Origin of the sequence: Pseudomonas sp. LABIM340 (genome assembly GCF_040017195.2) — a bacterium.
In the GTDB taxonomy this organism is placed as follows: Bacteria; Pseudomonadota; Gammaproteobacteria; order Pseudomonadales; family Pseudomonadaceae; genus Pseudomonas.
On the sequence record NZ_CM200227.1, the window covers coordinates 2246540 to 2271647 of the forward strand.

The following is a 25108-nucleotide window of genomic DNA, read 5'->3' on the forward strand; positions in this document are numbered from 1 at the left end:
CAGAGCGCTCAGCCGCGGCGGAAACGTCCCGGCGTCACACCTTTCCAGCGGCGGAAGGCGTGGATGAAGTTCGATACCTCGCCATAGCCGAGCCGCTCGGCAATCTCCTCCAGACGAATCGCCCCGGTGGCCAGCAACTCCTCGGCCAGCGCCTGGCGCACCTCGTCCAGCAGGGCGCGATAGCTGCTGCCTTCGGTTTCCAGCCGGCGTCGCAGCGTGCGCGAGGTCATGTGCAGTTCATCGGCCAGTTGCTCCATGTCCGGCAGCCGCCCCGGGGTGCCCAGCAGGCGATCGCGGATCTGCCCGGACAGCCCGGTGCGCACCTGGCGCCGGGCGAGCAGGGCGCGGCACTGTTCCTCGCAGCGGCGCGCCACCTCTGGGTTGGCGCCGGGTAGCGGCATTTCGAGGATGCGGCTGTCGAAGACGATGCGGTTTTCCGCCTGGCCAAAGAGCGGCGTCACGCCCAGTTCATCGATGTAGGGCTGCAGGTCAGCCGGCGCCTCGCGGCGGAATAGCGCCTGACGAATTGGAGGCGGCTGGTTGGTGAGGTCGCGCTGGATGCGCAGCACGCCGCCGCCGTCGCGGTCGATGAGGAAGTCGCGCAGGTCCTCCGGTACGGCGACATCGTCCAGCACCAGGTGCGCCTCGCCGTCGTGCTCCTCCAGCGTCATGCGGTGGAAGGCGTAGGTCAGGTCGAGGTAGCGCAGGCCCAGGTGCGCCGCGCTGAGGAAGGTCGAGCTGCTGAGCAGGGCGAAGCCCCAGATGCCATAGGTGTTGAGGTGATAGCGCAGGCCGGCCTTGAGGCCGATGCCGGGGCGCTGGCCGATCTGCCGGTTGATGTTGCGCAGCAGTTCCAGTTCCTGGGTGGCTTCCACCTCGGCACCGGGGTCGGCGAGCACGCCGATGTCCAGGCCAGTGCCATCCAGGCACTGTTCCAGGGTCATGCCGTGGTCAAGGCCGAACTGCGTCATGAGCTGCACGCTGATGGCGCTGCGCCGGGGCGACCAGGCTGGGGTGGCAGGCATCGGAACCTCGGCTTCCAAGTGACCGAAAATCAGGGGTGACCGAAAGTCACAATTTTATGTCCGACTATGCCATAACCCGTCGTGGGAAGTCGCACTAGGATGTTGTCATCCGCCGCTGTGCGGACTTCGAAACCGGGAGCACAACAATGACAACATCTTCCCGTCGATCGGCCGCCCCGCGCGTGCTGATCATCGGTGCCGGCTTTGCCGGCCTGGGCCTGGCGATCCGCCTGCAGCAAGCGGGCATCCAGGACTTCCTGATCCTCGAAAAGGCCGCCGACGTCGGTGGCTGCTGGCGCGAGAACGTCTATCCGGGCGCCGCCTGCGACGTGCCTTCGCACCTGTACTCCTTCTCCTTCGAACCCAAGGCCGACTGGTCGCGCAAGTTCGCGCCCCAGGCGGAAATCCTCGATTACGCCCGGCACTGCGCGGACAAGTACCGCTTGCGCGAGCGCATCCGCTTCAACTGCGAAGTGCGCGAGGCAAGCTTCGACGAAGCGGACGGAGAGTGGCTGGTGACCTGTGCCGACGGCGAGGAACTGCGCGCCCAGTCGTTGATCTGCGCCCTCGGCCAGCTGAGCCGCCCGCTGATCCCGAAGCTGCCGGGCATCGAACGCTTCCAGGGCAAGGCTTTCCACTCGGCGCAGTGGGACCACGGTGCACCGCTGGAGGGCAAGCGCGTCGCGGTGGTCGGCACCGGCGCCAGCGCCATCCAGTTTGTCCCGCAGATCGCCCCGAAGGTGGCCGAGCTGCTGCTGTTCCAGCGCAGCGCCGCCTACGTGATTCCCAAGCCGGACCGCCCCTACGCCGACTGGGAGCGCCGCATCAAGTCGCGCCTGCCCTGGCTGCAGCGTCTGGATCGGGGGCTGAAGTACGTCCAGCACGAGGCCCGCGCGCTGGCCTTCACCGTATTCCCGCCGATGATGAAAATCATGCGGATCAGCTTCCATCTGCACATGCGCAAGAGCATCAGCGATCCGCAACTGCGCGCGCGGCTGGAGCCCGATTACCCCATGGGCTGCAAACGCATCCTGATCAGCAACGATTACTACCCGGCGCTGGCGCGCAGCAACGTGAAGCTGGTGGACACTGGCATCCGCGAGGTCACCGAGGATGCCATCGTCACCCGCGACGGTATGCGGCATCCGGTGGATACGATCATCTACGGCACCGGCTTTGCCGCCACCGAGTTCCTCGCGCCGATGCGCATCACCGGCCTGGCCGGGCGCGAACTGAACCAGGCCTGGAGCGACGGCGCCGAGGCGTACAAGGGCATCAGCGTCAGCGGCTTCCCCAACTTCTTCATCCTCTACGGGCCGAACACCAACCTGGGGCACAACTCCATCATCTACATGCTGGAGAGCCAGTTCCCCTACGTGCTCGGCTGCCTGCAGCGGATCCAGCGCGAGGGCCTGAAGTACCTGGACCTCAAGCCGCAGGCGCAGCAGGGCTTCAACCGCCAGTTGCAGCACGACCTGCAGCACACTATCTGGGAGCGCGGTTGCAGCAGTTGGTACAAGACCGCCAGCGGGCGCAACACCGTGAACTGGCCGGGCTTCACCTTCCGCTATCGCCAACAGACCCGTCAGCCGGAGTTCGCCGACTATGACTGTATCCGTTGAACCGAAAGTGCCGCTGTCGACCCGCCAGAAACTGCTGACGGCCACCCTGCGCGGCGCGCTCAACCTGCTGTTCCGCGGGCTGATGGGCCCGCAGTTGCCGGTGAAGGCGCAGCGTGCTCTGCTGCGCGGGCTGACGGCTGCCACGCTGACGCCCCGTGGCGTGCACCGGGAGCAGACGACGCTGGGAGGCGTTCCCACCGAAGTCTGGCGGCCGGAGGGCGTGGGCGAGGGCAGGGTGATCCTCTACCTGCACGGAGGGGCCTACCTGATTGGCTCACCGGCCACGCACCGGGCTATCACTGCCAACCTGGCGCGCCGCTGCAAGGCCGAGGTCTGGGTGATCGACTACCGCCTGGCGCCCGAGCATCGCTTCCCCGCCCAGCGTGAGGACGCCGTGGCGGCCTACCGCGCCCTGCTGGACAAGGGCATTCCTGCGCCCGCCATCGCGGTGGCCGGGGATTCCGCCGGCGGTCACCTGACCCTGCAGCTGGCGCTGGAAGCCAAGACCCAGGGCCTGCCAATGCCGGGCGCGCTGGTGACCTTCTCGCCGGTCACTGATCTTTCCGCCGAGCACCTGCATGCGCCGGCGGCGGGTGACCCACTGATCACCCGCGCCTGGATGGACAGCGCCATGGAGATGTTCTGCCCGCCGGGTGTGCCCCGCGCGGATGCCCGGCTGTCACCGCTGCATGCTGATCTGGGCGGCTTGCCGCCGCTGCTGATCCAGGTCGGTGAGGACGAGGTGCTGCGCAACGACAGCCTGCGCTTCGTTGATGCCGCAAGGCGCTACGGCAATACGGTGCAATTGCAGCGCTTCCCCGGCTGCTGGCATGTGTTCCAGGCCCACGCCGGCCTGCTGGACGTGGCCGATCGCGCCTTGCAGGACGTCGCCAATTTTCTCGCCAGCCATTTGCAGGCCGGGCACCCGCAACCCACCTCAATGCAAGGAATGCAGCGATGAACACCATCCTGATCAGCGGGGCTGCCTCAGGCATCGGCGCCGCCACTGCAAAACTGTTCCACCAGCGCGGCTGGCGCGTCGGCCTGATCGACCTCAATCCTGAGCCACTGGCGGCGTTGGCAGCCGAGCTGGAAGGCGCCTGGCAGCGGGCGCTCGATGTCACCGATGCCGAGGCGGTATCGGCGGCGGTGCGCGAGTTCGCCGAAGCCCACAACGGGCACCTGCGCCTGCTGTTCAACTGTGCGGGCATCCTGCGTTTCGGGCGCTTCGAGGACATCAGCCTCGCCGAGCACAACCGTATCATCGCCATCAACGTGCAGGGCGTGCTCAATTGCTGCTATGCCGCGCTGCCGTACCTCAAACGCACGCCGGGCGCGCAGGTGCTGAACATGGGCTCGGCGTCCGGGCTATACGGCGTGCCGCAGATGGCCAGTTACTCGGCGTCGAAGTTCGCCGTGCGCGGGCTGACCGAGGCGCTGGAGCTTGAATGGCGCGAGCTGGGCATCCGCGTCGCCGACCTGATGCCGCCCTTCGTGCGCACGCCGATGGTCGCCAGCCAGACCTTCGAGCCGCCGGTGCTGCGCCGCCTGGGCGTCACCCTGGTGGCCGAGGACATCGCCCAGGCCGCGTGGCGGCAGGCCCAGAGCGGCGGAGTGCACCGGCCCATCGGTGCGATGTTCCGCGCCATGTACTGGTCCGGCCAGCTCTCGCCGCCGGCGATCAACCGCTGGGTGATGGCCTGGCTCAGCCGCTGAGCACAACGCGCGGGCGTTCACGGTCCGCTTCGAGAATTCCCCGGAGGACGGCTGCGATCAACGTCACGGTCGGACGCTCCCATTAGAGTGCGTACTGGAAATCCGCCCCGGCGCCTTCTGGCCGGGGTGGCAACGCATTGAAGGAGCCTGATTCGTGGAGCAACCGCGACTTTCCTGGAAAGCCGCCTGGAACAAGGCCTGGGGCGACCTGACCGATCCGTTCGACCGGCTCAGCGAGGTCGCCTTCGGGGTGATCATGGCGCTGACCATCATCTCGGTCATTCCCACCGCGGCGGATGGCGCGGGGCGGGAGCAACTGGTGCTGGCAGCGCTGGGCTGCAACCTGGCGTGGGGCATGGTCGACGCCCTGATGACCCTGGTTGGCATGCGCGTGGACCGCGAGCATCGCCACGCCGGCCTGCGCGCCCTGCGCCGCTCGGCGGATGAGAAGAGCTTCCGCGAAGGCCTGCGGGAATTCCTCCCGGAGCTGATGGTGGATCACCTGCAGAGCAGCGACGTTCAGCGCCTGCGCGGCAACTTCCTGAAATCATTGCTCGGTACCGGGGAGGTACCGAGTCTGGGGCGCGAGCATTGGCTCGCGTGGCTGATCCTGGCCGGCCATACCTTCCTCGCGACCTTGCCGATCATCCTGCCGCTGCTGGTTATCCGTGACGACCTGTTGGCGCTGCGCCTGGCGCAGATCACGGGTTTGCTGCTTATGTTCGGCCTGGGCTGGCTGCTGGCACGCTGGGCTGGCGGCCGGCCGTGGCAGGGCGCCGTTGGTTTCACCGCGCTGGGCGTGGCCATGACCGGCATCTGCCTGGCACTGGGTGGGTAGCTTCCCGGGTGGCGCCATCCGGCTGCCGCCTGTCGCCGCCGAACGGGCCTTAGCGTCAAAGTAGCGGCAGGGCGCGCCGCCAGACGCTACGCTGAGCAATGTGGCCGGGAGATTTCCGCTGCGCCGCTCGGCGCGTTCGGCGGAGTTGGCCACCATTTCGGGGGACGTTGCGTCATTTGACGTTTCCCGGCGGCACACTGAAGTGCCCGGAATACGCCCGCGCAGGGCGTGTTCGTTGGCGGGGAATACACTCTGAACGTCTCGACAGGAGGTGCGTACCATGGAAAAGCCCCTCTCGGAGGATATCAGCGTCAACGTGTTGCGCCGGATGAAGGAAGGTGGCTTCGATTTCGCTCGTATTCATCCCATCGATTTTTTCGCCATCTTTTCCGATGAACAGAACGCCCGCAAAGCTGCCCGGCAGTTTCGCGGCGAGTCGCTGAGAACCCAGGTCGAAGCGCGTGATGACGGCGGCTGGAATCTGCAGATCAGCAAGGTGATGTTCGCCACCCATGCCGCCATCGGCGATTTCGAACACGACCTTGAGGAAGTCGTGGTGCCACTGGGCGGTACGCTCGATGGATGGGGCGTGACCCAGGAGGTCACCTCCCTGCGTTGATCGCAACACGTCGTTGAGCCGTCTTTCGACGGCCGATCTTCTACCCGCGCTCTTTACCCGTAAGAATGAAAATGCGCGCCGTCGCCAGCGGTGACGGCGCGCCTTTCTTCGTCCGGGAGACGGCGCCAGGGCGGCAGCCGTGCAAGGACGAGCTTGCGGACACGCCCGGTTTCCTCATCGCCACCGATGCGGCAGACTGCCGCGCGGAGGTGACCATGACCGATATCCTGATCCTGACCCACGTCGATTTCTGCCCGCCCGGCCACCTGGGCGCGCTGCTCGACCGTCTGCAACTGCCGTTCGACGTACGCCGTGTCGATCTGGGCGAGCTGGAAGGCTACGACCTGGAGCGACCGAAAGCCGTTGCCATCATGGGCGGGCCCATGAGCGTGAACGACGACCTGCAATGGCTGCGCGATGAGATCGCCGCGATCCGCCGCTTCATCGAGCGCGACGTGCCGATGATCGGCCACTGCCTGGGTGGTCAGCTGCTGGCCAAGGCGCTGGGCGCCGATATCCACCGCCTGCCGTACACCGAGATGGGCTGGCAGCCGATGCGCCGCCAGGAAGGGCAGAGCCCGTGGCTGGCGCACCTGCCCGAGGAATTCCCGATCTACCAGTGGCATGGCGATACCTTCGACATTCCCGAAGGCGCCACCCGCCTGCTCTCCAGCCCCTGGTGCGAGAACCAGGGCTTCAGCTTCGGCGAGCGCATCCTCGGCCTGCAGGGCCACCCGGAGATGACGGAGGAACTGGTGGGCGGTTGGGTCAATGGCTTCCCGGAATACCAGGACCCCAGCCAGCCGAGCCAGGAGTGCGCGGAAGCGATGCTGGCCGACCTGCCGCAGAAGGTCGCGGCGATGAACCGCGTGGCCGAAGGCTTCTATCAGCACTGGCTGAAGCTGGCCGGGCTGGCCTGATCGGCACCGCGCTTTGCACCATTGGTGCATGGCGCATGTTCAACGTGTCTGGCCCGAGTTCCCCTGTAGGAGCGCCCCCTGCATTTCTGGAAATGCGGCCCGCTCCTGCAACGGCCCGCGTTGCGTAGGGTGTATCACCGTTCGCGGTTGTACGCCGATGCGCAGACTCAATGCTTGAACATGATGTGCCGCGCCACGGTGTAGTCCTCCAGGCCATACATGGACAGGTCCTTGCCGTAGCCGGACTGCTTGAAGCCGCCGTGGGGCATCTCGCTGCACAACATGAAGTGGGTGTTCACCCAGGTGCAGCCGTACTGTAGCCGCGCCGCCACCCGTGAGGCGCGGCCGACATCCTTCGTCCACACCGACGAGGCCAGCCCGTAGTCGGAGTCGTTCGCCCAGCGCACCGCCTCGTCCGCATCGCTGAACGGGGTCACCGATACCACCGGGCCGAACACTTCGCGGCGGACGATCTCGTCGTCCTGCTGGGCGTTGGCCACCACCGTCGGTTCGTAGAAGAAGCCGTTGCCACTGACCACCTTGCCGCCCGTGGCGATCTGGATGTGCGGGCTGGCCTTGGCGCGCTCGACGAAGCCGGCGACGCGGTCGCGCTGGGCCGCAGTGATCAGCGGGCCGAGTTCGGTGCCGGGGTCGTTCTGCAGGCCTGTCTTCAGGCTCGACACCGCGCTGGCGAGGTCGGCGACGAAGTTGTCGTAGACCTTCTTGCCGGCGTAGATGCGGCAGGCGGCGGTGCAATCCTGCCCGGCGTTGTAGAAGCCGAAGGTGCGGATGCCGGCGATCACGTCTTCCAGGTCGGCGTCGTCGAAGACGATCACCGGGGCCTTGCCGCCCAGTTCCATGTGCAGGCGCTTCACGCTGTCGGCGGCGCTCCTGATGATGGCCTTGCCGGTTCCCACCGAGCCGGTCAGCGAGACCATGCGCACCAGGTCGTGGCTCACCAGCGGCGCGCCCACGCTCGGGCCGCGGCCGAACACCAGGTTGACCACACCGGCAGGGAACAGCTCGGCGATGAATTCGGCCACCCGCAGGGCAGTCAGCGGCGTCTGCTCGGAAGGCTTGAGCACCACGCAGTTGCCGGCAGCCAGTGCCGGCCCAAGTTTCCACGCGGCCATCATCAGCGGGTAGTTCCATGGCGCGATGGAGGCGACCACGCCCACCGGGTCGCGGCGGATCATCGAGGTGAAGCCGGGCAGGTACTCGCCGGCGGCGGAACCGGGCAGCACGCGGCAGGCGCCGGCGAAGAAGCGGAACACGTCGGCGATGGCCGGGATCTCGTCGTTCAGCGCCGCGGCGTAGGGTTTGCCACAGTTGTCGGATTCCAGCCGGGCCAGCTCTTCGGCGTGTTCCTCGATGCGGTCGGCGAGGCGCAGCAGGAGCATGGCGCGGTCTTTCGGCGCGGTCTGCGACCAGCCGTCGAAGGCCGCGTCGGCGGCGCGCACGGCGCTGTCCACCTGGGCTTCGCTGGCCTCGGCGATCTGGCCGATCACGGTGCCGGTGGCAGGGTTGAGGATATCCAGCGGAGCGCCTTCGCCGGCGACGAACTGGCCGTTGATCAGGAGTTTGGTTTGCATGGGGGGCTCCTTTTCTTCAGTGGGTTTCCCTCTCCCTGAAGGGAGAGGGCTAGGGAAGGGGCGTTTGGTACAGAGTCATTTCCCACTCCCCGCCACGTCGCTGGTCCCGCGCGTCAGGTAGTAGGCGCCGAGGATCGGCAGCATGGTGGCGAGCATCACCAGCATGGCGACGACGTTGGTGATGGGCACGTCGCGCGGGCGGCTCAGCTGGTTGAGCAGCCACAGCGGCAGGGTGCGCTCGTGGCCGGCAGTGAAGGTGGTGACGATGATCTCGTCGAACGACAGGGCGAAGGCCAGCATGCCGCCGGCCAGCAGCGCCGTGGCGATGTTCGGCAGGATGATGTAGCGGAAGGTCTGCCAGCCGTCCGCGCCCAGGTCCATGCTTGCTTCGATCAGGCTGAAGGAGGTACGGCGGAAGCGGGCGATCACGTTGTTGTAGACGATCACCACGCAGAAGGTCGCGTGGCCGATGACGATGGTCAGGAAGCCCGGCTCGATCCCCAGCGTCTTGAACGCCGAGAGCAGGGCGATACCGGTGATGATGCCGGGCAGCGCGATGGGCAGGATCAGCATCAGCGAGATGCTCTCCTTGCCGAAGAAGTCGCGGCGGTACAGCGCGCCGGCGGCCAGGGTGCCGAGGACCATGGCAATCAGCGTGGCCACGCAGGCGATCTTCACCGACAGCCAGATGGCGTCGAGCACGTCGCCGCGCTGGAAAGCGATGCTGAACCACTTCAGGGTGAAGCCCTGCAGCGGGAAGCTATAGGCCGACTCCTCGGTGTTGAAGGCGTAGAGCAGAATCACCAGGATCGGGAAGTGCAGGAATACCAGCCCGCCCCAGGCTGCCAGGCGCAGGAACCAGGAGGGGCGATTGGTGGAGTGTGCGTCAGAGCGCATCGAAGGCCCCCAGTCGCTTGGCAATGGACAGGTAGACGGCGATCAGCACGATGGGCACCAGGGTGAAGGCCGCCGCCAGCGGCATGTTGCCCACCGCGCCCTGCTGCACATAGACCATGGTGCCGATGAACAGCCCGCTGGGGCCCACCAGTTGCGGGATGATGAAGTCGCCCAGGGTCAGGCTGAAGGTGAAGATCGAGCCCGCCACCACGCCGGGGAAGGCCAGCGGCAGGATCACCTGGAAGAAGGTCTGCCGCGGGTGCGCGCCGAGGTCCGCCGAGGCTTGCAGCAGCGATGGCGGCAGACGCTCCAGGGCGGCCTGGATCGGCAGGATCATGAACGGCAGCCAGACGTAGGTGAACACCCAGAAACGCCCCAGGTGCGAGGTGGACAGGGTGTTGCCGCCGACGCCTGGCACGCCCAGCAGCAGGTCCAGCAGGCCGAGCAGGTGCAGGTGCTCGATTATCCAGTAGAGGATGCCGCCCTTGGCCAGGATCACCGTCCAGGCGTAGGCCTTGACGATGTAGCTGGCCCACATCGGCAGCATCACCGCGATGTAGAAGAAGGCCTTCTCCTTGGGCCCGGCGTAGCGCGCCATGTAGTAGGCGATGGGGAAGGCGAGGACGGCGCTGGCCACCGACACGGCAATTGCCATGCTGAAAGTGCGCAGGACTATGTCGTAGTTGGCCGGGTTGAACAGGGCCTGGTAGTTGGCCAGGGTCAGGTCCGGCGTCACCGCCATGGTGAAGTCGTCGAAGGTGTAGAAGCTCTGCCAGAGCAGGGCGAACAGCGAGCCGATGTAGATCACCCCGAACCACAGCAGCGGCGGGATCAGCAGCATCAGCAGGTAGAGCGTGCTGCGCCGGTAGAGGAAGCTGGAGATCGCCCTCACGGCGCCGGCTCCTCGAGCAGCGGCACCAGCGCGCTGCGTGCCCAACAGGCGGTCACCGCGTCACCCGGTTTCGGCCGTTGCTCCTCACGCTCGCCATTGGGCAGGGCCGCGACCAGGCGCACGCCATTTTCCAGCTCGATCTCGTAGCGGCTGCTGGCGCCCATGTATTGCACGTCGAACAGCGTACCGCTGACTTCCAGCTCGCCTTCGCCGGCGCGGCCGAAGCGCACGTGCTCGGGACGCAGCGAGTACGGGCGCGACTCGCCCAACAGGCGTTGGCCGAGGTCGCCGCGTAGTACGTTGGCGGTGCCGACGAACTCGGCGACGAAGCGCGTGGCGGGGCGACGGTAGAGGTTGCCGGGGGTGTCGACCTGTTCGATGCGGCCCTTGTTGAACACTGCCACGCGGTCGGACATGGACAGCGCTTCGCTCTGGTCATGGGTGACGAAGATGAAGGTGATGCCGAGCTGGCGCTGCAGCTTCTTCAGCTCAACCTGCATCTGTTCGCGCAGCTTCAGGTCGAGCGCGCCAAGGGGTTCGTCCAGCAACAGGACGCGCGGGCGATTCACCAGTGCGCGGGCCAGTGCGACGCGCTGGCGCTGGCCGCCGGAGAGCTGCGCTGGCTTGCGCTTGCCGTACCCGGCCAGGGCGACCATGCCCAGGGCCTCTTCGGCTCGGTGGTAGCGCTCGGCCTTGGCCACGCCTTTCACTTTCAGGCCGTAGGCGACGTTGTCCAGCACGCTCATGTGCGGGAACAGCGCGTAGTCCTGGAATACTGTGTTCACGTCGCGCTCGTAGGGCGGCAGGCCCGACGCTTCTGCGCCATGGATACGGATGGAGCCGGAGGTGGGTTGCTCGAAGCCGGCGATCAGCCGCAGGCAGGTGGTCTTGCCCGAGCCGGAGGGGCCGAGCATGGAGAAGAACTCGCCGTCGCGGATCTCGATGGACACCGAATCGACGGCGCGCACCTCGCCGTAATGACGGCTCACGTCGGTGAACTGGACGGCTGTGGTCATGCTGCTGGCTACCTGAATGGCGGGGGCTGCATCAGAAAAGGTAGCGCATGGCGGGAAGGGTGCTGGTTGGGGCGCGCTGAAACGAAAACAGCGGATGACCGGGACCGGTCATCCGCCGTCGGGAGGACGCTACGTCACCTCCCGCCCATGATCGCAATGTAATCCTGCGTCCACCGGCTGTACGGCACGCACTGGCCCTGGTCGCACTTGGCCTGCGGGGTCTTCCAGAAGGCGATGCGGTCGAACTGGTCGTAGCCGTTGGTGGCGCAACCTTTTTCGCCCAGCAGCTGGCTGCCGGTGCAACCATCGGGCGAGGCGGGCACCGAGCCGAACCAGGCGGCGACGTCGCCCTGCACCTTGGGCTCCAGCGACCAGTTCAGCCACTTGTAGGCGCACACCGGGTGCTTGGCGTCGACGTGCATCATGGTGGTGTCGGCCCAGCCGGTGACGCCTTCGCTGGGGATGGTCGAGGCGATCGGCTGCTTCTCGCCCAGCAGCGCGTTCACCTGGTACGGCCAGGAGCCGGAAGCGGCTACGCCTTCGTTCTTGAAGTCGCTCATCTGCACCGTTGCATCGTGCCAGTAGCGGTGGATCAGCTTCTGCTGGCCGCGCAGCAGCTTGAGCGCGGCGGCGTACTGTTCCTCATTGAGCTCGTAGGGGTCCTGGATGCCCAGCTTGGGCTCGGCGGTCTTCAGATAGAGCGCCGCGTCGGCGATGTAGATCGGGCCATCATAGGCCTGCACGCGGCCCTTGTTGCTCTTGCCGTCGGGCAGCTTCTGTTCGCTGAACACCACACTCCAGCTTTCCGGCGCCTTGGGGAAGACCTTGGTGTTGTACATGAGCACGTTCGGCCCCCACTGGTAGGGCGTGCCGTAGTGCTTGCCGTCCACCGTGTGCCAGGGCGCGTCCTGCAGGCGCTGGTCGACGTTCTTCCAGTTGGGCACCAGGGCGATGTTGATCGGCTGCACGCGCTTGCCGTAGACCAGCCGCAGGGATGCGTCGCCGGAGGCTGTGACCAGGTCATAGCCGCCCTTGGCCATCAGGCTGACCATCTCGTCGGAAGTGGCGGCAGTCTTCACGTTGACCTTGCAGCCGGTGTCCTTCTCGAACTGGCTGACCCAGTCGTAGTTCTTGTCGCTCTCGCCGCGTTCGATGTAGCCGGGCCAGGCAATGATATCCAGCGCGCCTTCGGGGTTGCCGAGCTGTTTGAGCGCCTCGGCGGCCTGCAGCGAGGCGCTGGAAAGCAGGCTGGCGCCGGCGAAGGCCAGCGCCGCGACTTTCAGTGAAAACAATTGCACTGATGACATGGACGGACTCCTGTTGTTCTTCGTGTGGGAGCCACTGCGGAACCAGCGCGCAGAAAAATGGCACCTCCGTTGACCGCTGCGAGTCCATGGGGAATGGCCACGCTCTTGCAGCGTAGTTCTGGCCCCGGAGGCTGACAAGCGAGCCCTGGCGCGGCCCGCGGCCCCAAAAGGGGCGCGCCCCGCGCGGCCTGCAGCGGTTTCGCACCATGGCAGTGCGGCCTGCGCAAACAGCCTTTGCAAGTCATTGAATGGACAGGAAATCGACCTCTGGCACGGGCCTTGCGAAGCTCTGTTGCCGAGTGAGAGCGGCAACAAGGAGTGGAAGATGGCTCGGGTGTTCTATGACGAAATGCATGACGCCGCTGGCGCCTGCCGACCGCACTACACGGAGTTCGCCCGCTGGCTGGCGGACATGCCCGGCGAACAGCTGCAGCAACGCCGCCGCGAGGCCGACCTGCTGTTCTATCGCGCGGGCATCACTTTCACCCTCTATGGCGACGACCAAGGCACCGAGCGCCTGATCCCCTTCGACACCATCCCGCGCAGCATCCCCGCCAGCGAGTGGAAGATCATCGAGGCCGGCTGCATCCAGCGGGTGCAGGCGCTCAACCTGTTCCTCGCCGACCTCTACCACGACCAGCGCATCCTCAAGGAGGGGCTGATCCCGCCCGAGCAGGTCCTGGCCAATGACCAGTACCAGCTGGCCATGCAGGGCCTGGACGTGCCCGGCAACGTCTACGCGCACATCGCCGGCATTGACCTGGTGCGCGACGGCAACGGCGCCTACTACGTCCTCGAAGACAACCTGCGCACTCCCAGCGGCGTCTCCTACATGCTGGAGAACCGCAAGATGATGATGCGCCTGTTCCCCGAACTGTTCGGCGCCCAGCGCATCGCGCCCATCGACCACTACCCGAACCTGCTGCTCGACACCCTGCGCCAGGCCAGCGAAGTGGAGCAGCCCTGCGTTGTGGTGCTGACGCCGGGCCGCTTCAACAGCGCCTACTTCGAGCACGCCTTCCTGGCGCGCGAGATGGGCGTGGAGCTGGTGGAAGGCGCCGACCTGTTCGTCCGCGACGAGCGCGTCTACATGCGCACCACCTCGGGCCCGATGCCGGTGGACGTGATCTACCGGCGGGTCGATGACGACTTCCTCGACCCGCTGGCCTTCAACCCCGACTCCATGCTCGGCGTGCCCGGCCTGCTGGCCGCCTATCGCGCCGGCAACGTGGTGCTGGCCAACGCCATCGGCACCGGCGTCGCCGATGACAAGTCGGTCTATCCCTACGTGCCGGAGATGATCCGCTTCTACCTCGACCAGGAGCCGATCCTGCACAACGTGCCGACCTGGCAGTGCCGCCGGCCGCAGGACCTGTCCCACGTGCTGGCGCACCTGCCCGAGCTGGTGGTGAAGGAGGCCCAGGGCTCCGGCGGCTACGGCATGCTGGTGGGCCCGGCTGCCAGCAGCGCCGAGATCGAAGCCTTCCGCGCCCGGCTGATGGCGCGTCCGGAGGCCTACATCGCGCAGCCGACGCTGAGCCTGTCGACTTGCCCGACCTTCGTCGAGAACGGCATTGCCCCGCGCCACATCGACCTGCGGCCGTTCGTCCTGTCCGCGCCGGACAACGTGCGCCTGGTGCCCGGCGGGCTGACCCGTGTGGCGCTGCGCGAGGGTTCGCTGGTCGTCAACTCGTCACAAGGTGGCGGTACCAAGGACACCTGGGTGGTGGAGGACTGACCATGCTGAGCCGTACCGCTTCGGACCTGTACTGGATGTCGCGTTACCTGGAGCGCGCCGAGAACCTCGCGCGCATGCTCGACGTGTCCTACTCGCTGTCGCTGATGCCCCAGGACGGCCGTGGCGATGGCCTGGAAGAGCTGGCCATGCCGCTGCTGATCACCGGCAACCTCGACGCCTATCTCGCCCGCCATGGCGAGCTGCACGCCGAGCGCCTGCTGAACTTCTTCGCCCTCGATGCGCAGAACCCGGCGAGCATCTATTCCTGCTTCGGCGCGGCCCGTGCCGGTGCCCATGCGGTGCGCGGACGGATCACCACCGACATGTGGGAGAACATCAACGCCACCTGGCTGGAGATGCGGGACATCGCCCATCAGGGCCTGCTGCGCTACGGGATCAGCCACTTCTGTGAATGGGTGAAAGACCGCTCGCACCTGTTCCGCGGCGCCACCTTCGGCACCAGCATGCGCAACGACGCCTTCCACTTCATCCGCCTTGGCACCTACATCGAGCGCGCCGACAACACCCTGCGCCTGCTCGACGCGCGCCACCAGGTGCTGGGCGAACACAGCGCCGGCCCGGCCGAAGGCACCGCGCGCGGCTACTACCAGTGGACCGCGCTGCTGCGCGCGCTGTCGGCGTTCGAGGGTTACACCGAGCTGTACCGCGACGCCCTCAACGCACGGAATATCGCCGAACTCCTGCTGCTGCGCGAGGACGTCCCGCGCTCGCTGCTGGCCTGTGCCGAGGAGCTGCGCCAGATCCTCGCCAGTCTGCCCGGCATCAACGGCCGCCCGGCCCAGCGTTTGGCCGCCGAACTGGAAGCGCGGGTGCGCTACACCGGCATCGACGAAGTGCTGGGCAGCGGCCTGCATCCCTGGATCACCGACCACATCGGGCTGGTTCGTCAGCTCGCCAACGCCATTCACAGCTCGTACCTGGAGGCCGCATGAAACTCTCCATCCGCCATGACACCACCTACCGCTACGAAGATCAGGTGCGCGCGAGCATCCAGTACCTGCGCCTGACCCCGCAGGAGAGCGAGCGCCAGCACGTGCTCGACTGGCAGTTGCACCTGCCGCGCCCGGCGCACCCGCAGCGCGATGCCTACGGCAACATCCTTCACGTACTGACTCTGGATGAGCCCCACGAGGCCATTGTCATCGCCGCCCACGGCCACGTGGAGATCGATGTGGAAAACGAGCGCGAGCACGATCACCTGTCGCCGCTGCCGTTCCTGCGCAGCACCCGGCTGACCCAGGCTGACGGCGCGCTGCAGGAGTTCGCCCGTGCCCAGTGTGCCGAGCGCCGTGACCGCAAGGCGATGATTCGGCTGATGCAGGCGCTGAACGAGCGCATCGCCTATGTGCCCGGCTCGACCCAGGTGGACAGCACTGCCGCCGAAGCCTTCGCGGCCGGGCAGGGCGTCTGCCAGGACCACGCCCACGCCTTCCTCGCCTGTCTGCGTTACCTCGGTGTGCCGGCGCGCTACGTCTCCGGCTACCTCTACACCGACGTCGAGGACCACCTGGCCAGCCACGCCTGGGCCGAGGCCTGGCTCGATGACGCCTGGTACAGCTTCGACGTGACCAACGTGCTGGACCGCCCGGAGCGTCATCTGAAGCTGGCGGTGGGTCTGGACTACCTCGATGCCTGTCCGGTGCGTGGGATGCGCCGGGGCGGCGGTGGCGAACAGATGCACGCCCGCGTCACCGTGGCACCGGGTCATCTGCAGCAGATGCAGCAGGCGCAACAATGAGGATGCGTGGCACAAGCAACGGCACCGGCATAAGATCGGTGCCAGTTCCTGCCGCCATGAGAAAGCCATGACCTACTGCGTCGCCATGAACCTCGCCCAGGGCCTGGTCTTCGTTTCCGATTCGCGCACCAACGCCGGCGTCGACAACATCGCCGTGTTCCGCAAGCTGCATGTCTTCGGCACGCCGGGGGAGCGCCTGATCGTGGTGCAGAGCGCCGGCAACCTGGCCACCTCGCAGTCGGTGATCAGCACGCTACGCCAGCGCATGGGCGGCGACGGACCGAACCTCGGCACGGTGGAGAATCTCTTCGAGGCCGCGCGTCTTGTAGGCTCGACGCTGCGTGAGGTGGTCGATCACGACGAGAACATCGGCCAGAACCAGGGTGTCGACCTGGGCAGCTCCTTCCTGGTCGGCGGGCAGATCGGCGCCGAAGTGCCGCGTCTGTTCAACGTCTACCCGCAGGGCAACTTCATCGAGTCCTGCCGCGACACGCCGTACTTCCAGATCGGCGAGAGCAAGTACGGCAAGCCGATCATCGACCGCGCCATGAGCTACGCCACGCCGCTGGAACAGGCCCTGCGCTGCGCGCTGATCAGCTTCGACTCGACCATCCGCAGCAACCTCTCGGTGGGCATGCCGCTGGACCTTCTGGTGTACCGCGAGGGCAGCCTGGAAGTGCCGGCGGGGTATCGCATCCAGGAGGGTGATCCGTATTTCGAGGGCATTCGCAACCAGTGGGGCGCGGGGCTGCGCCAGTTGCTGGGCGAATTGCCGGCGCCGCCGGGGGATTACTGGCACTGAGGCCTGGCTAAGCATTTGCGCTTGAGCTGAAACCCCTCACCCCAGCCCTGGCAGCGCGCCCCACTCAAGGGGAGAGGGAGCAGTCTGTGCCGGCTGACGCGGTCGTTTCATCCTGCTCCGAACGGTCCCCTCTCCCTCTGGGAGAGGGTTAGGGTGAGGGCAATCCCTTGCGCCGCAACCCAACGGCGGATAACGCTGGCGCGTTATGCGCCCTACGAAAGCCGGGCGCCTTTAACCGCCAGCCTTCACCTTCCGCCCCGCCATGTGCTTCAGGTAGGCGACGATCTGCTCCAGTTCCGCCTCGCTTATAACGTCCGCAGCAAAGCCCTTCATCCGCGCTTCCGGCCAGTGCCGCAGGCTCTGCGGATCGCGGATGTACTGCTTGAGGTAACCCGGCGCAAAGTACTCGGTGGGGTTATGCGGCAGGTTCAGGTCCGGGCCGAACTGCGAGTCACCGGCACCGTTCAGGCGGTGGCAGGCCAGGCAGTTCTTCTGGAACTGGGCGAAGCCCTGCTGCACCGATTCGGGCGCATTCTTCGCCGGCAGCAGCGCCGGGAAGCGCTCGGCCAGCGGCTTGAGATAACGGATGCTGGCGACCTGGAAGGGCCATTGCTCCGGGCCGATGCCAGCGGCTTTCGGATCGGTCCACACCAGGTAGAAAGGTCCGGCGGAAGGCTTGCCTTCGGCCAGCGGTGGCCAGGGTTTGCCGGTCGCCTCGATGGCCAGCCAGGCGCGCGAACCTTTTTCCGCCAGCAACGGCGCGGCCGGCAGTTCGGCGGCGAAGCCGTCCAGCGCCACGGCCTGCAGGTGGTCGGCCGGCTTCACGCCTTGCAGCAGCGCCGCCAGCGGTACCGCGCGGTAATGCATGGTGCGGTTGTAGGAGACGTCGGCGGGAATCTCGATGTCTTGCGCCTTGGGGTTGGCCAGCAGCTGTTCCGTGCTGAAGTCGTGCTTGCCGTCGGGCAACTCCAGGGTGAGCGTGGCGGCGAACGTGGTGGGGCAGAGCAGGAGCAGCGTCAGCAGCAGTGGGCGCATGGTCGCATCCGTGGCGGGAGAGGGCCGCGGAACATTAGCAGAGGAGTGGGCGCAGCAGGAGGTGGGGTGGCTCCCGCGCTGCGTTGACCGTGGCTCGCGGATGGCGGCACGCGGTACGCAGCGGCGGGGTAGCCGGGTGTTGGCCCTAGCCGACCAGACGACTCAGATTGGGGATGATCAAAACAACGGTGGTTGCGAAGACGATCAGGCTAGCCTGACGCCACTTTCTCGATTGTTTGTCCATGATGTCCTTCCGCCTTTCTTGTTCTTGGCACGGCTCACTCACGGCCTGTTGATAGTGACACCCATGCCTTGGCTTCTGGTTTATCGAGCCGAGCCGGCAAAACCCGGCAACGGCACTCTTCGCATCATCTGCCTGTTTGAGTCTAAGCCTAGTGCCGCGCGGGCTTAGACCATCTGGCAGCAAGTCCTGCAGCTTCAGGCATATTCCCTCTATATGACCGGGCGGTGACAGCTCTGTTGAGCTTTTCGACCGTTCGTCTGCCTGCTCCGGCAGGCCCTGTCCAGAGCCTTCGACCCGTTCGCCGCCGGTCGGTGGCTGAGCGTGGCGGTCAATTGCGCTGAGCGTTGCGGTCATTGCCCCTTGCCGATACGCCGCTAAGGTAGGCCGACACGCCACGCCTGCGTGACGACAACTCTAAGAGAGAACGCCATGACCGAAGCATTCATTTACGACGCGGTGCGTACTCCCCGCGGCAAGGGCAAGAAGGACGGCGCGCTGCACAGCGTCAAGCCGGTCAACCTGATGGCCGGTGTCCTGCGCGCGCTGCAGCAGCGCAACCAGCTCGATACCGCGCAGGTCGACGACATCGTCCTGGGCTGCGTGACCCCGGTGGGCGACCAGGGCTCGGACATCGCCAAGACCGCCGCGCTGGTCGCCGACTGGGACGAGCAGGTCGCCGGCGTGCAGATCAATCGCTTCTGCGCCTCGGGCCTGGAAGCGGTCAACCTGGGCGCCATGAAGGTGCGCTCGGGCTTCGAGGACCTGGTGGTGGTCGGCGGCGTGGAATCCATGTCCCGCGTGCCCATGGGCTCCGACGGCGGCGCCTGGGCGCTGGACCCGGAAACCAACCTGCACACCAGCTTCGTGCCCCAGGGTATCGGCGCCGACCTGATCGCCACCCTGGAAGGCTTCAGCCGCGCCGACGTCGATGCCTTCGCCCTGCGCTCGCAGCAGAAGGCCGCCAAGGCCCGTGCCGAAGGGTTGTTCGGCAAGTCGCTGGTGCCGGTGACCGACCAGAACGGCATCGTCCTGCTCGACCATGACGAATTCATCCGCGCCGATTCCACCCTCGAAGGCCTTGGCGCGCTCAAGCCCAGCTTCGAGATGATGGGGCAGATGGGCTTCGACGCCAGCGCGCTGCGCAAGTACAGCTTCGTCGAGCGCATCGAACACGTGCACACGCCGGGCAACAGCTCCGGCATCGTCGACGGCGCCACCGCCATGCTCATCGGCTCCGAGGCCAAGGGCCGCGAGCTGGGCCTGAAGGCCCGCGGGCGCATCGTCGCCACCGCGGTGACCAGCACCGACCCGACCATCATGCTCACCGGCCCCGCGCCGGCGACCCGCAAGGCGCTGGCCAAGGCCGGGCTGAAGGCCGAGGACATCGACCTCTACGAAGTCAACGAAGCCTTCGCCTCGGTGGTGATGAAGTTCATGAAGGACATGGGCGTGCCGGAGAGCAAGGTCAACGTCAACGGCGGCTCCATCGCCATGGGCCACCCGCTGGGCGCCACCGGCTGCATGATCCTCGGCACCCTGCTGGATGAACTGGAGCGGCGCAACCTGCGCTACGGCCTGGCCACCCTCTGCGTGGGCGGCGGCATGGGCATCGCGACGATTATCGAAAGGGTTTGAGGCCGGAGAACAAGAAAATGACCGATGCCATCCGTTACGACAAAGGCCAGGACAACATCGTCGTCCTGACCATGGACATGCCCGGCCAGAGCGCCAACACCATGAACGGTGTCTACCGCGAGGCCATGGCCGCCACCGTGGCGCGCCTGGAAGCCGAGAAGGATTCGATCGCCGGCGTGGTGATCACCTCCGCGAAGAAGACCTTCTTCGCCGGCGGCGACCTGAATGAACTGATCAAGGTGACCAAGGCCGACGCCCAGGCATTCTACGAAGGCATTCTGGTGCTCAAGGGCCAACTGCGCCGTCTGGAAACCCTCGGCAAGCCGGTGGTCGCCGCCATCAATGGCGCGGCCCTGGGCGGCGGCTGGGAAATCTGCCTGGCCTGCCACCACCGCATCGCCCTGGATGAAAGCCACGTCCAGCTCGGCCTGCCGGAAGTCACCCTGGGTCTGCTGCCCGGCGGTGGCGGCGTGGTGCGCATGGTGCGCCTGCTCGGTTTGGAGAAGGCGCTGCCGTACCTGGCCGAAGGCAAGAAAGTGCGCCCGGACCAGGCGCTCAAGGCCGGCCTGGTGCACCAGCTGGCCTCCAGCCGCGAAGAGCTGCTGAGCAAGGCCCGCGAGTGGATCGCCACCAACCCGGCCGCCAAGCAGCCGTGGGACAGTGCCGGCTACAAGATCCCTGGCGGCACGCCATCCAGCCCGGCTGTGGCGCAGATGCTGGCCATCGCCCCGTCCGTGCTGCGCGACAAGACCAAGGGCTGCTTCCCGGCGCCGGAGAAAATCATGTGCGCCGCGGTCGAAGGCGCGCAGGTGGACTTCGATACCGCACAGCTGATCGAGGCGCGCTACTTCACCGAGCTGACCACCGGCCAGGTGGCGAAGAACATGATCGGCACCTTCTGGTTCCAGCTCAACGAGATCAACGCCGGCAAGTCCCGTCCGCAGGGCATCCCGCCGCAGCAGACGAAGAAGGTCGGGGTGGTCGGTGCCGGCATGATGGGCGCGGGCATCGCCTACGTCTCGGCCGCCGCCGGCATCGAAGTTGTGCTCAAGGACGTTTCCCTGGAGTCGGCAGAGAAGGGCAAGGCCTACTCCGCCGGGCTGCTGGACAAGAAGGTCAGCCGGGGCCAGATGAGCGCCGAGAAGCGCGACGCCTTCCTTGCACGGATCAAGGCGACTGCCAGCGATGCCGACTTCGAAGGCTGCGACCTGATCATCGAAGCGGTGTTCGAGGACCGTGGCCTGAAGGCCAAGGTCAGCGCCGCCGCCGAGTCCGCCGCGCTGCCCGATGCAGTGATCGCCTCCAACACCTCGACCCTGCCGATCACTGGCCTGGCCGAAGCCGTGGCGCAGCCGCAGAAATTCATTGGCCTGCACTTCTTCAGCCCGGTGGACAAGATGCCGCTGGTGGAGATCATCCGCGGCGAGAAGACCGACGACGTCACCCTGGCTCGCGCCTTCGACTACGTCCTGCAGATCAAGAAGACCCCGATCGTCGTCCACGACAGCCGTGGCTTCTTCACCTCCCGCGTGTTCGGCACCTTCACCAACGAAGGCCTGGCCATGCTTGGTGAGGGGGTGTCGGCGGCGATGATCGAGAACCAGGCGCGCCAGGCCGGTATGCCGGTAGGCCCGCTGGCGATCAGCGACGAAGTGTCGATGAGCCTGATGACCCACATCCGCGAGCAGACCCGCAAGGACCTGGAAGCCGAAGGCAAGCAGTTGCCCAGACACCCGGCCTTCGCGGTGGTGGACCTGATGGTCAATGAGTACAAGCGCCCGGGCAAAGCCGCCGGCGCCGGCTTCTACGACTATCCCGCCAACGGCAAGAAGCACCTGTGGCCGGAGCTGAAGCAGCGCTTCGAGAAGGCTGACGCGCAGATCTCCGCCGAGGACGTGCGCGACCGCATTCTCTTCGTGCAGGCCATCGAGACGGTGCGCTGCGTGGAGGAGGGCGTGCTGACCTCCACCGCCGACGCCAACATCGGCTCGATCTTCGGCATCGGCTTCGCGGCCTGGAGCGGCGGCGCGCTGCAGTTCATCAACCAGTACGGCCTGCAGGACTTCGTCGCCCGCGCCCAGTACCTGGCCGAGCAGTACGGCGAACGCTTCCTGCCGCCCGCGCTGTTGCTGGACAAGGCGGCGCGGGGCGAGAGCTTCTGAGGCATCCTCCGCTGAATGAGAAAACCGGCCCGAGTGGCCGGTTTTTTCTTGCCCGAGCAAATCGTAGGATGGCGCCTTCCCCTTCAGCAGGATCGCCCCGATGACGCCTCCCGCCTTGTTGATCATCGACCAGCAGAAAGGCATGCGTGACAGCCCCGAGCCGCGCAACAACCCGCAGGCCGAGCAGCGCATCGGCGAACTACTGGCCGTATGGCGCCGGGAAGATTGGCCGCGGGTGCATATCCGTCACATTTCGCGCACGCCGGGGTCGCCATTCTGGCCCGGCCAACCGGGCGCCGAGTTCCAGGAGGCGCTGGCGCCGCTGGAGCATGAGCACGTAGTGGAGAAGAACGTGCCGGATGCTTTCATCAGCAGCGGGCTTGAGCGCTGGTTGCGTGTGCGGGGCATCGGGGCGCTGGTGATCTGCGGGGTCAGCACCAACAACTCGGTGGAAGCCACGGCGCGCACGGCGGGCAATCTGGGCTTCGCTACGCAGGTCGTCGCCGACGCCTGTTTCGCCTTCGACAAGCGCGATTTCAACGGCGTGCAACGCCGTGCCGAGGAGGTCCACGCCATGTCCCTGGCCAACCTGCAGGGCGAGTATGCGCAGGTGCTGGACACGAACTCGGTGCTGCAAAGGCTGTCCATCAGCTGAATCCTTGCCAACCGGCCGTCACTCCTGTGCATCCGTGCAATTGAAGGAAGTCGGTTTTTCCGGTATTTCCCCTGAAATTCCTACACAAGAATCGGCCTCGGCATCTTGTGTGGTGAAAAAATAGGGCGTAATTTTCACGCGCGTTTCATCAGTGTCAGGAAAACCATTCTTATCAGCCGCCAACCCCCCAGGAATCACCCCTGCATGTCGTTGCACATCTGCATTCTGGAAACCGACATCCTCCGCCCCGAACTCATCGATCAGTACAAGGGCTATGGCTGGATGTTCCAGCAACTGTTCGCCAAGCAACCCGTTCCGGCCGAGTTCACGGTCTACAACGTGGTGGAAGGGCATTACCCGCCCGAAGATGAGAAGTTCGATGCGTACCTGGTGACCGGCAGCAAGGCGGACTCCTTCGGCACTGATCCCTGGATCCAGACCCTCAAGGACTACGTGCTCAAGCTCTACGAGCGCGGCGACAAGCTGCTGGGCGTGTGCTTCGGCCACCAGCTGCTGGCGCTGGTGCTGGGCGGCAAGACCGAGCGCGCGAGCCAGGGCTGGGGCGTGGGCATCCACGACTACCGCATCGAGGAGCAGCCGGAGTGGATGAGCCCGGCGCCGGGCGATGGCCTGACCCTGCTGGTCAGCCACCAGGACCAGGTTACCGAGCTGCCCCACGGCGCACGTCGCATCGCTTCCAGCGACTTCTGCCCGAACGCGGCCTACGCCATCGGCGACCAGGTGTTGTGCTTCCAGGGCCACCCGGAGTTCCAGAGCGACTATTCCCAGGCGATCCTCGAGCTGCGCAAGCACATCTTCAGCGAACCGGTGTTCCAGTCCGGCATCGACAGCCTCGCACGCCCGCACCAGGGCACGGCGGTCGGCGAATGGATGATGCGCTTCGTCCAGCAGGGGCGTGATGAGAAGAAGAGCGCGGCCTGACTCCTGCCGTGCTGACTGAAAACGCCGCTCAATCGAGCGGCGTTTTCGTTTGTGCGACGGAGTGTTGCCAAACGGCTTTTGTAGGATGGGTGGAGCGCAGCGATACCCATGCTGTCCGTGTGATGAGCGATGGGTATCGCTGCGCTCCACGCCATCCTGCGTCGAGGTTTCCTGGACCTTATTGTCAGAGCCAATCGGCCTGCTTGAAGCTGATGTACAGCCCGACACAGCCCAACGCCAGCAGCCCCATGATCAGGAAGTAGCCGTAGTGCCAGTGCAGCTCCGGGATGTATTCGAAGTTCATCCCGTAGATGCCGGCCACGGCAGTGGGGAAGGCGAGGATGGCTGCCCAGGCGGCGAACTTGCGCTGCACCACGCTCTGCCGTGAGGACTCCAGCGCCAGCCCGACCTCGATGGTCTGGCTGGCTACGTCGCGCAGGGTGGTGAGGTCTTCGAGCAGACGGTTCACGTGGATCGCCACGTCGCGGAAGTAGGGCCGCATCTGCTTGTCGATGAAGGGGAAATCCAGGCGCTGCAGCTCCTGGCAGATCTCCACCATGGGCGCGGCGTAGTGCTTGAGCTTGAGCACCTCGCGGCGCAGGCCGTAGATCTTCTCGATCTGCTCCTGGGTCAGCGACTTGCGCAGCACCTGCTGCTCCACTACCTCGATTTCCTCGCGGATCGCCTCGACCACCGGCTCGTAGTTGCTCATCACGAAATCCAGCAGGGCGTAGAGCACGAAGTCGGTGCCATGGGCCAGCAGCAGTGGTCGCGCCTCGCAACGCTGTCGGACCTGGGCGTAGGACTGGGAGAAGCCGTGGCGCGCACTGATGATGTAGCCGATACCGGCAAAGAGGTGCGTTTCGACGAACATCAGCCGACTATCGGCGCGGATCGGCGAGTAGATAACGATGAACAGCGCATCGCCGAAGGTTTCCAGCTTCGGCCGGCTGTGCTTTTCCAGGGCGTCGGACACGGCCAGTTCGTGCAGGTTGAACTGCCGTTGCAGGTTGAACATCTCTTCCGGCGTTGGCTCCTGCAGGCCGGTCCAGACGAAGTGGTCGGGCTGGCACGCCCAGCGGTAGCCGTCCTCGAGCGGGATGTCGGAGACCTTGCGGCCCTTGCTGTAGACGGCGGAAGCGATGACTCGGCCCATGCTGAAGCCCACCCTGCTGTGGATCTGGTGTGGAGTCGGGAGTCGTTCTGCAGGGATTGAGTGTTGGCCAGCCTGGCGCGACGCGCCAGCGAAGCGGAATCAGGAGTGAGGCGTGAGCGCTTCCTGGAGACCTTGCAGGGCCACGGGCACCGCCTGGTTGAAGCGTTCGAAGAGCCCGCTGCGGTCGATGTTGTCCACCGGGGCACGGCGCGCGCCGTCGAAGCCGGCGCTGAGGGCGGTGATCACCAGGATCACGATGGTGTAGAGCCCCAGGGCGGCGAGGGCGCCATTGCGGGCGTAGCGGTGGGCTTGGCGGTTCATGCTGGCGACTCGGGCTCGGGGAAGTGATGGCCCAGTGTCGCTTTGGTCATTTCGATTGAATAACGATGCCGGTTGGTTCCCGGTATCAGGCAAATTGATAGATAGCGGCGCTACGACCAGACGCAGGGAGGCGGGTGGCGGGACGTTGTCGGATGTTTCCGGGACTCTGGCGGGCTTCATGGCTGCTTGACCCTCGTCAGGGAGGGGCGGTGACG

24 protein-coding genes are annotated in these 25108 nt (G+C 66.1%); 14 read left to right on the forward strand and 10 right to left on the reverse strand.

What is annotated here, in order from left to right; all coding sequences use genetic code 11:
• Positions 1-8 precede the first annotated feature (8 nt).
• A complete protein-coding gene (locus ABKS89_RS10695; RefSeq protein WP_348590124.1) occupies positions 9-1025 on the reverse strand; it encodes an AraC family transcriptional regulator in 1017 nt (338 codons plus the stop codon).
• Positions 1026-1171: 146 nt separating this feature from the next.
• Here ABKS89_RS10695 and ABKS89_RS10700 point away from each other — a divergent pair, with 146 nt between their 5' ends.
• The 6 genes from ABKS89_RS10700 to ABKS89_RS10725 all read left to right on the forward strand — a co-directional run bounded on the left by ABKS89_RS10700 (position 1172) and on the right by ABKS89_RS10725 (position 6740).
• Positions 1172-2647 (forward strand): flavin-containing monooxygenase, encoded by a 1476-nt coding sequence (locus ABKS89_RS10700; protein WP_348590125.1) that lies wholly within the window; start codon positions 1172-1174, stop codon positions 2645-2647.
• Positions 2631-3608, forward strand: a complete 978-nt coding sequence (locus ABKS89_RS10705) for an alpha/beta hydrolase (protein WP_348590126.1) — start codon at positions 2631-2633, stop codon at positions 3606-3608. Before ABKS89_RS10700 ends, ABKS89_RS10705 begins: the two co-directional genes overlap by 17 nt.
• Entirely contained in the window at positions 3605-4363 is a 759-nt protein-coding gene (locus ABKS89_RS10710; protein WP_348590127.1) for an SDR family oxidoreductase, read from the forward strand. The genes ABKS89_RS10705 and ABKS89_RS10710 overlap by 4 nt, the downstream gene beginning before the upstream one ends.
• A 154-nt stretch (positions 4364-4517) precedes the next feature.
• Entirely contained in the window at positions 4518-5201 is a 684-nt protein-coding gene (locus ABKS89_RS10715; RefSeq protein ID WP_138216389.1) for a hypothetical protein, read from the forward strand.
• Between the two features lie 280 nt (positions 5202-5481).
• Positions 5482-5820 carry a ribonuclease E inhibitor RraB gene (locus tag ABKS89_RS10720; protein ID WP_045208619.1) on the forward strand — a complete coding sequence of 113 codons (339 nt, stop codon included), beginning with the start codon at positions 5482-5484 and terminating at the stop codon, positions 5818-5820.
• 215 nt (positions 5821-6035) lie between these two features.
• On the forward strand, positions 6036-6740 hold the full coding sequence (locus ABKS89_RS10725; RefSeq protein WP_348590149.1) for a type 1 glutamine amidotransferase: 705 nt from the start codon (positions 6036-6038) through the stop codon (positions 6738-6740).
• A gap of 167 nt (positions 6741-6907) precedes the next feature.
• On the opposite strand, the gene ABKS89_RS10730 is transcribed toward ABKS89_RS10725, so the two are convergent.
• The 5 genes from ABKS89_RS10730 to ydcS all read right to left on the reverse strand — a co-directional run bounded on the left by ABKS89_RS10730 (position 6908) and on the right by ydcS (position 12444).
• On the reverse strand, positions 6908-8332 hold the full coding sequence (locus ABKS89_RS10730; RefSeq protein WP_348590128.1) for a gamma-aminobutyraldehyde dehydrogenase: 1425 nt from the start codon (positions 8330-8332) through the stop codon (positions 6908-6910).
• A 75-nt stretch (positions 8333-8407) separates the two neighbouring features.
• Positions 8408-9229: an ABC transporter permease gene (locus ABKS89_RS10735; protein ID WP_348590130.1), complete on the reverse strand. Its 822-nt coding sequence runs from the start codon at positions 9227-9229 to the stop codon at positions 8408-8410.
• On the reverse strand, positions 9219-10070 hold the full coding sequence (locus tag ABKS89_RS10740) for an ABC transporter permease (protein WP_242015422.1): 852 nt from the start codon (positions 10068-10070) through the stop codon (positions 9219-9221). The genes ABKS89_RS10735 and ABKS89_RS10740 overlap by 11 nt, the downstream gene beginning before the upstream one ends.
• 47 nt (positions 10071-10117) lie before the next feature.
• Entirely contained in the window at positions 10118-11137 is a 1020-nt protein-coding gene (locus ABKS89_RS10745; RefSeq protein WP_348590131.1) for an ABC transporter ATP-binding protein, read from the reverse strand.
• Between the two features lie 134 nt (positions 11138-11271).
• Positions 11272-12444, reverse strand: coding sequence for a putative ABC transporter substrate-binding protein YdcS (gene ydcS / locus ABKS89_RS10750; protein ID WP_348590132.1), 1173 nt, complete (start codon positions 12442-12444; stop codon positions 11272-11274).
• A gap of 325 nt (positions 12445-12769) precedes the next feature.
• Here ydcS and ABKS89_RS10755 point away from each other — a divergent pair, with 325 nt between their 5' ends.
• The 4 genes from ABKS89_RS10755 to ABKS89_RS10770 all read left to right on the forward strand — a co-directional run bounded on the left by ABKS89_RS10755 (position 12770) and on the right by ABKS89_RS10770 (position 16743).
• Positions 12770-14182, forward strand: coding sequence for a circularly permuted type 2 ATP-grasp protein (locus ABKS89_RS10755; RefSeq protein ID WP_081520606.1), 1413 nt, complete (start codon positions 12770-12772; stop codon positions 14180-14182).
• A 2-nt stretch (positions 14183-14184) separates the two neighbouring features.
• Positions 14185-15135 (forward strand): alpha-E domain-containing protein, encoded by a 951-nt coding sequence (locus tag ABKS89_RS10760; protein WP_045208605.1) that lies wholly within the window; start codon positions 14185-14187, stop codon positions 15133-15135.
• Positions 15132-15941: a transglutaminase family protein gene (locus tag ABKS89_RS10765; protein ID WP_348590133.1), complete on the forward strand. Its 810-nt coding sequence runs from the start codon at positions 15132-15134 to the stop codon at positions 15939-15941. Before ABKS89_RS10760 ends, ABKS89_RS10765 begins: the two co-directional genes overlap by 4 nt.
• A gap of 67 nt (positions 15942-16008) precedes the next feature.
• A complete protein-coding gene (locus tag ABKS89_RS10770; RefSeq protein WP_348590134.1) occupies positions 16009-16743 on the forward strand; it encodes a proteasome-type protease in 735 nt (244 codons plus the stop codon).
• Positions 16744-16974: 231 nt separating this feature from the next.
• Here ABKS89_RS10770 and ABKS89_RS10775 read toward each other — a convergent pair whose 3' ends face one another.
• Both ABKS89_RS10775 and ABKS89_RS10780 read right to left on the reverse strand, forming a co-directional pair.
• Positions 16975-17778 (reverse strand): c-type cytochrome, encoded by an 804-nt coding sequence (locus ABKS89_RS10775; protein ID WP_348590135.1) that lies wholly within the window; start codon positions 17776-17778, stop codon positions 16975-16977.
• A 145-nt stretch (positions 17779-17923) separates the two neighbouring features.
• Positions 17924-18376 carry a hypothetical protein gene (locus tag ABKS89_RS10780; RefSeq protein WP_138216380.1) on the reverse strand — a complete coding sequence of 151 codons (453 nt, stop codon included), beginning with the start codon at positions 18374-18376 and terminating at the stop codon, positions 17924-17926.
• 75 nt (positions 18377-18451) lie between these two features.
• On the opposite strand from ABKS89_RS10780, the gene ABKS89_RS10785 reads away from it, so the two are divergent.
• The 4 genes from ABKS89_RS10785 (at position 18452) to ABKS89_RS10800 (ending at position 23416) form a co-directional block, all read left to right on the forward strand.
• Positions 18452-19657, forward strand: coding sequence for an acetyl-CoA C-acetyltransferase (locus tag ABKS89_RS10785; protein WP_138216379.1), 1206 nt, complete (start codon positions 18452-18454; stop codon positions 19655-19657).
• Between the two features lie 17 nt (positions 19658-19674).
• Positions 19675-21819 carry a 3-hydroxyacyl-CoA dehydrogenase NAD-binding domain-containing protein gene (locus ABKS89_RS10790; protein WP_348590136.1) on the forward strand — a complete coding sequence of 715 codons (2145 nt, stop codon included), beginning with the start codon at positions 19675-19677 and terminating at the stop codon, positions 21817-21819.
• A gap of 100 nt (positions 21820-21919) precedes the next feature.
• Positions 21920-22474, forward strand: a complete 555-nt coding sequence (locus tag ABKS89_RS10795; protein ID WP_348590138.1) for a cysteine hydrolase family protein — start codon at positions 21920-21922, stop codon at positions 22472-22474.
• Positions 22475-22678: 204 nt separating this feature from the next.
• A complete protein-coding gene (locus ABKS89_RS10800) occupies positions 22679-23416 on the forward strand; it encodes an amidotransferase (protein ID WP_138216376.1) in 738 nt (245 codons plus the stop codon).
• 184 nt (positions 23417-23600) lie between these two features.
• Here the strand turns inward: ABKS89_RS10800 and ABKS89_RS10805 are convergent, their stop codons facing one another.
• Together ABKS89_RS10805 and ABKS89_RS10810 are read right to left on the reverse strand one after the other, a co-directional pair.
• On the reverse strand, positions 23601-24572 hold the full coding sequence (locus tag ABKS89_RS10805) for a magnesium and cobalt transport protein CorA (protein ID WP_138216375.1): 972 nt from the start codon (positions 24570-24572) through the stop codon (positions 23601-23603).
• 99 nt (positions 24573-24671) lie between these two features.
• Positions 24672-24893: a hypothetical protein gene (locus ABKS89_RS10810; protein ID WP_088417497.1), complete on the reverse strand. Its 222-nt coding sequence runs from the start codon at positions 24891-24893 to the stop codon at positions 24672-24674.
• Positions 24894-25108: the final 215 nt, after the last annotated feature.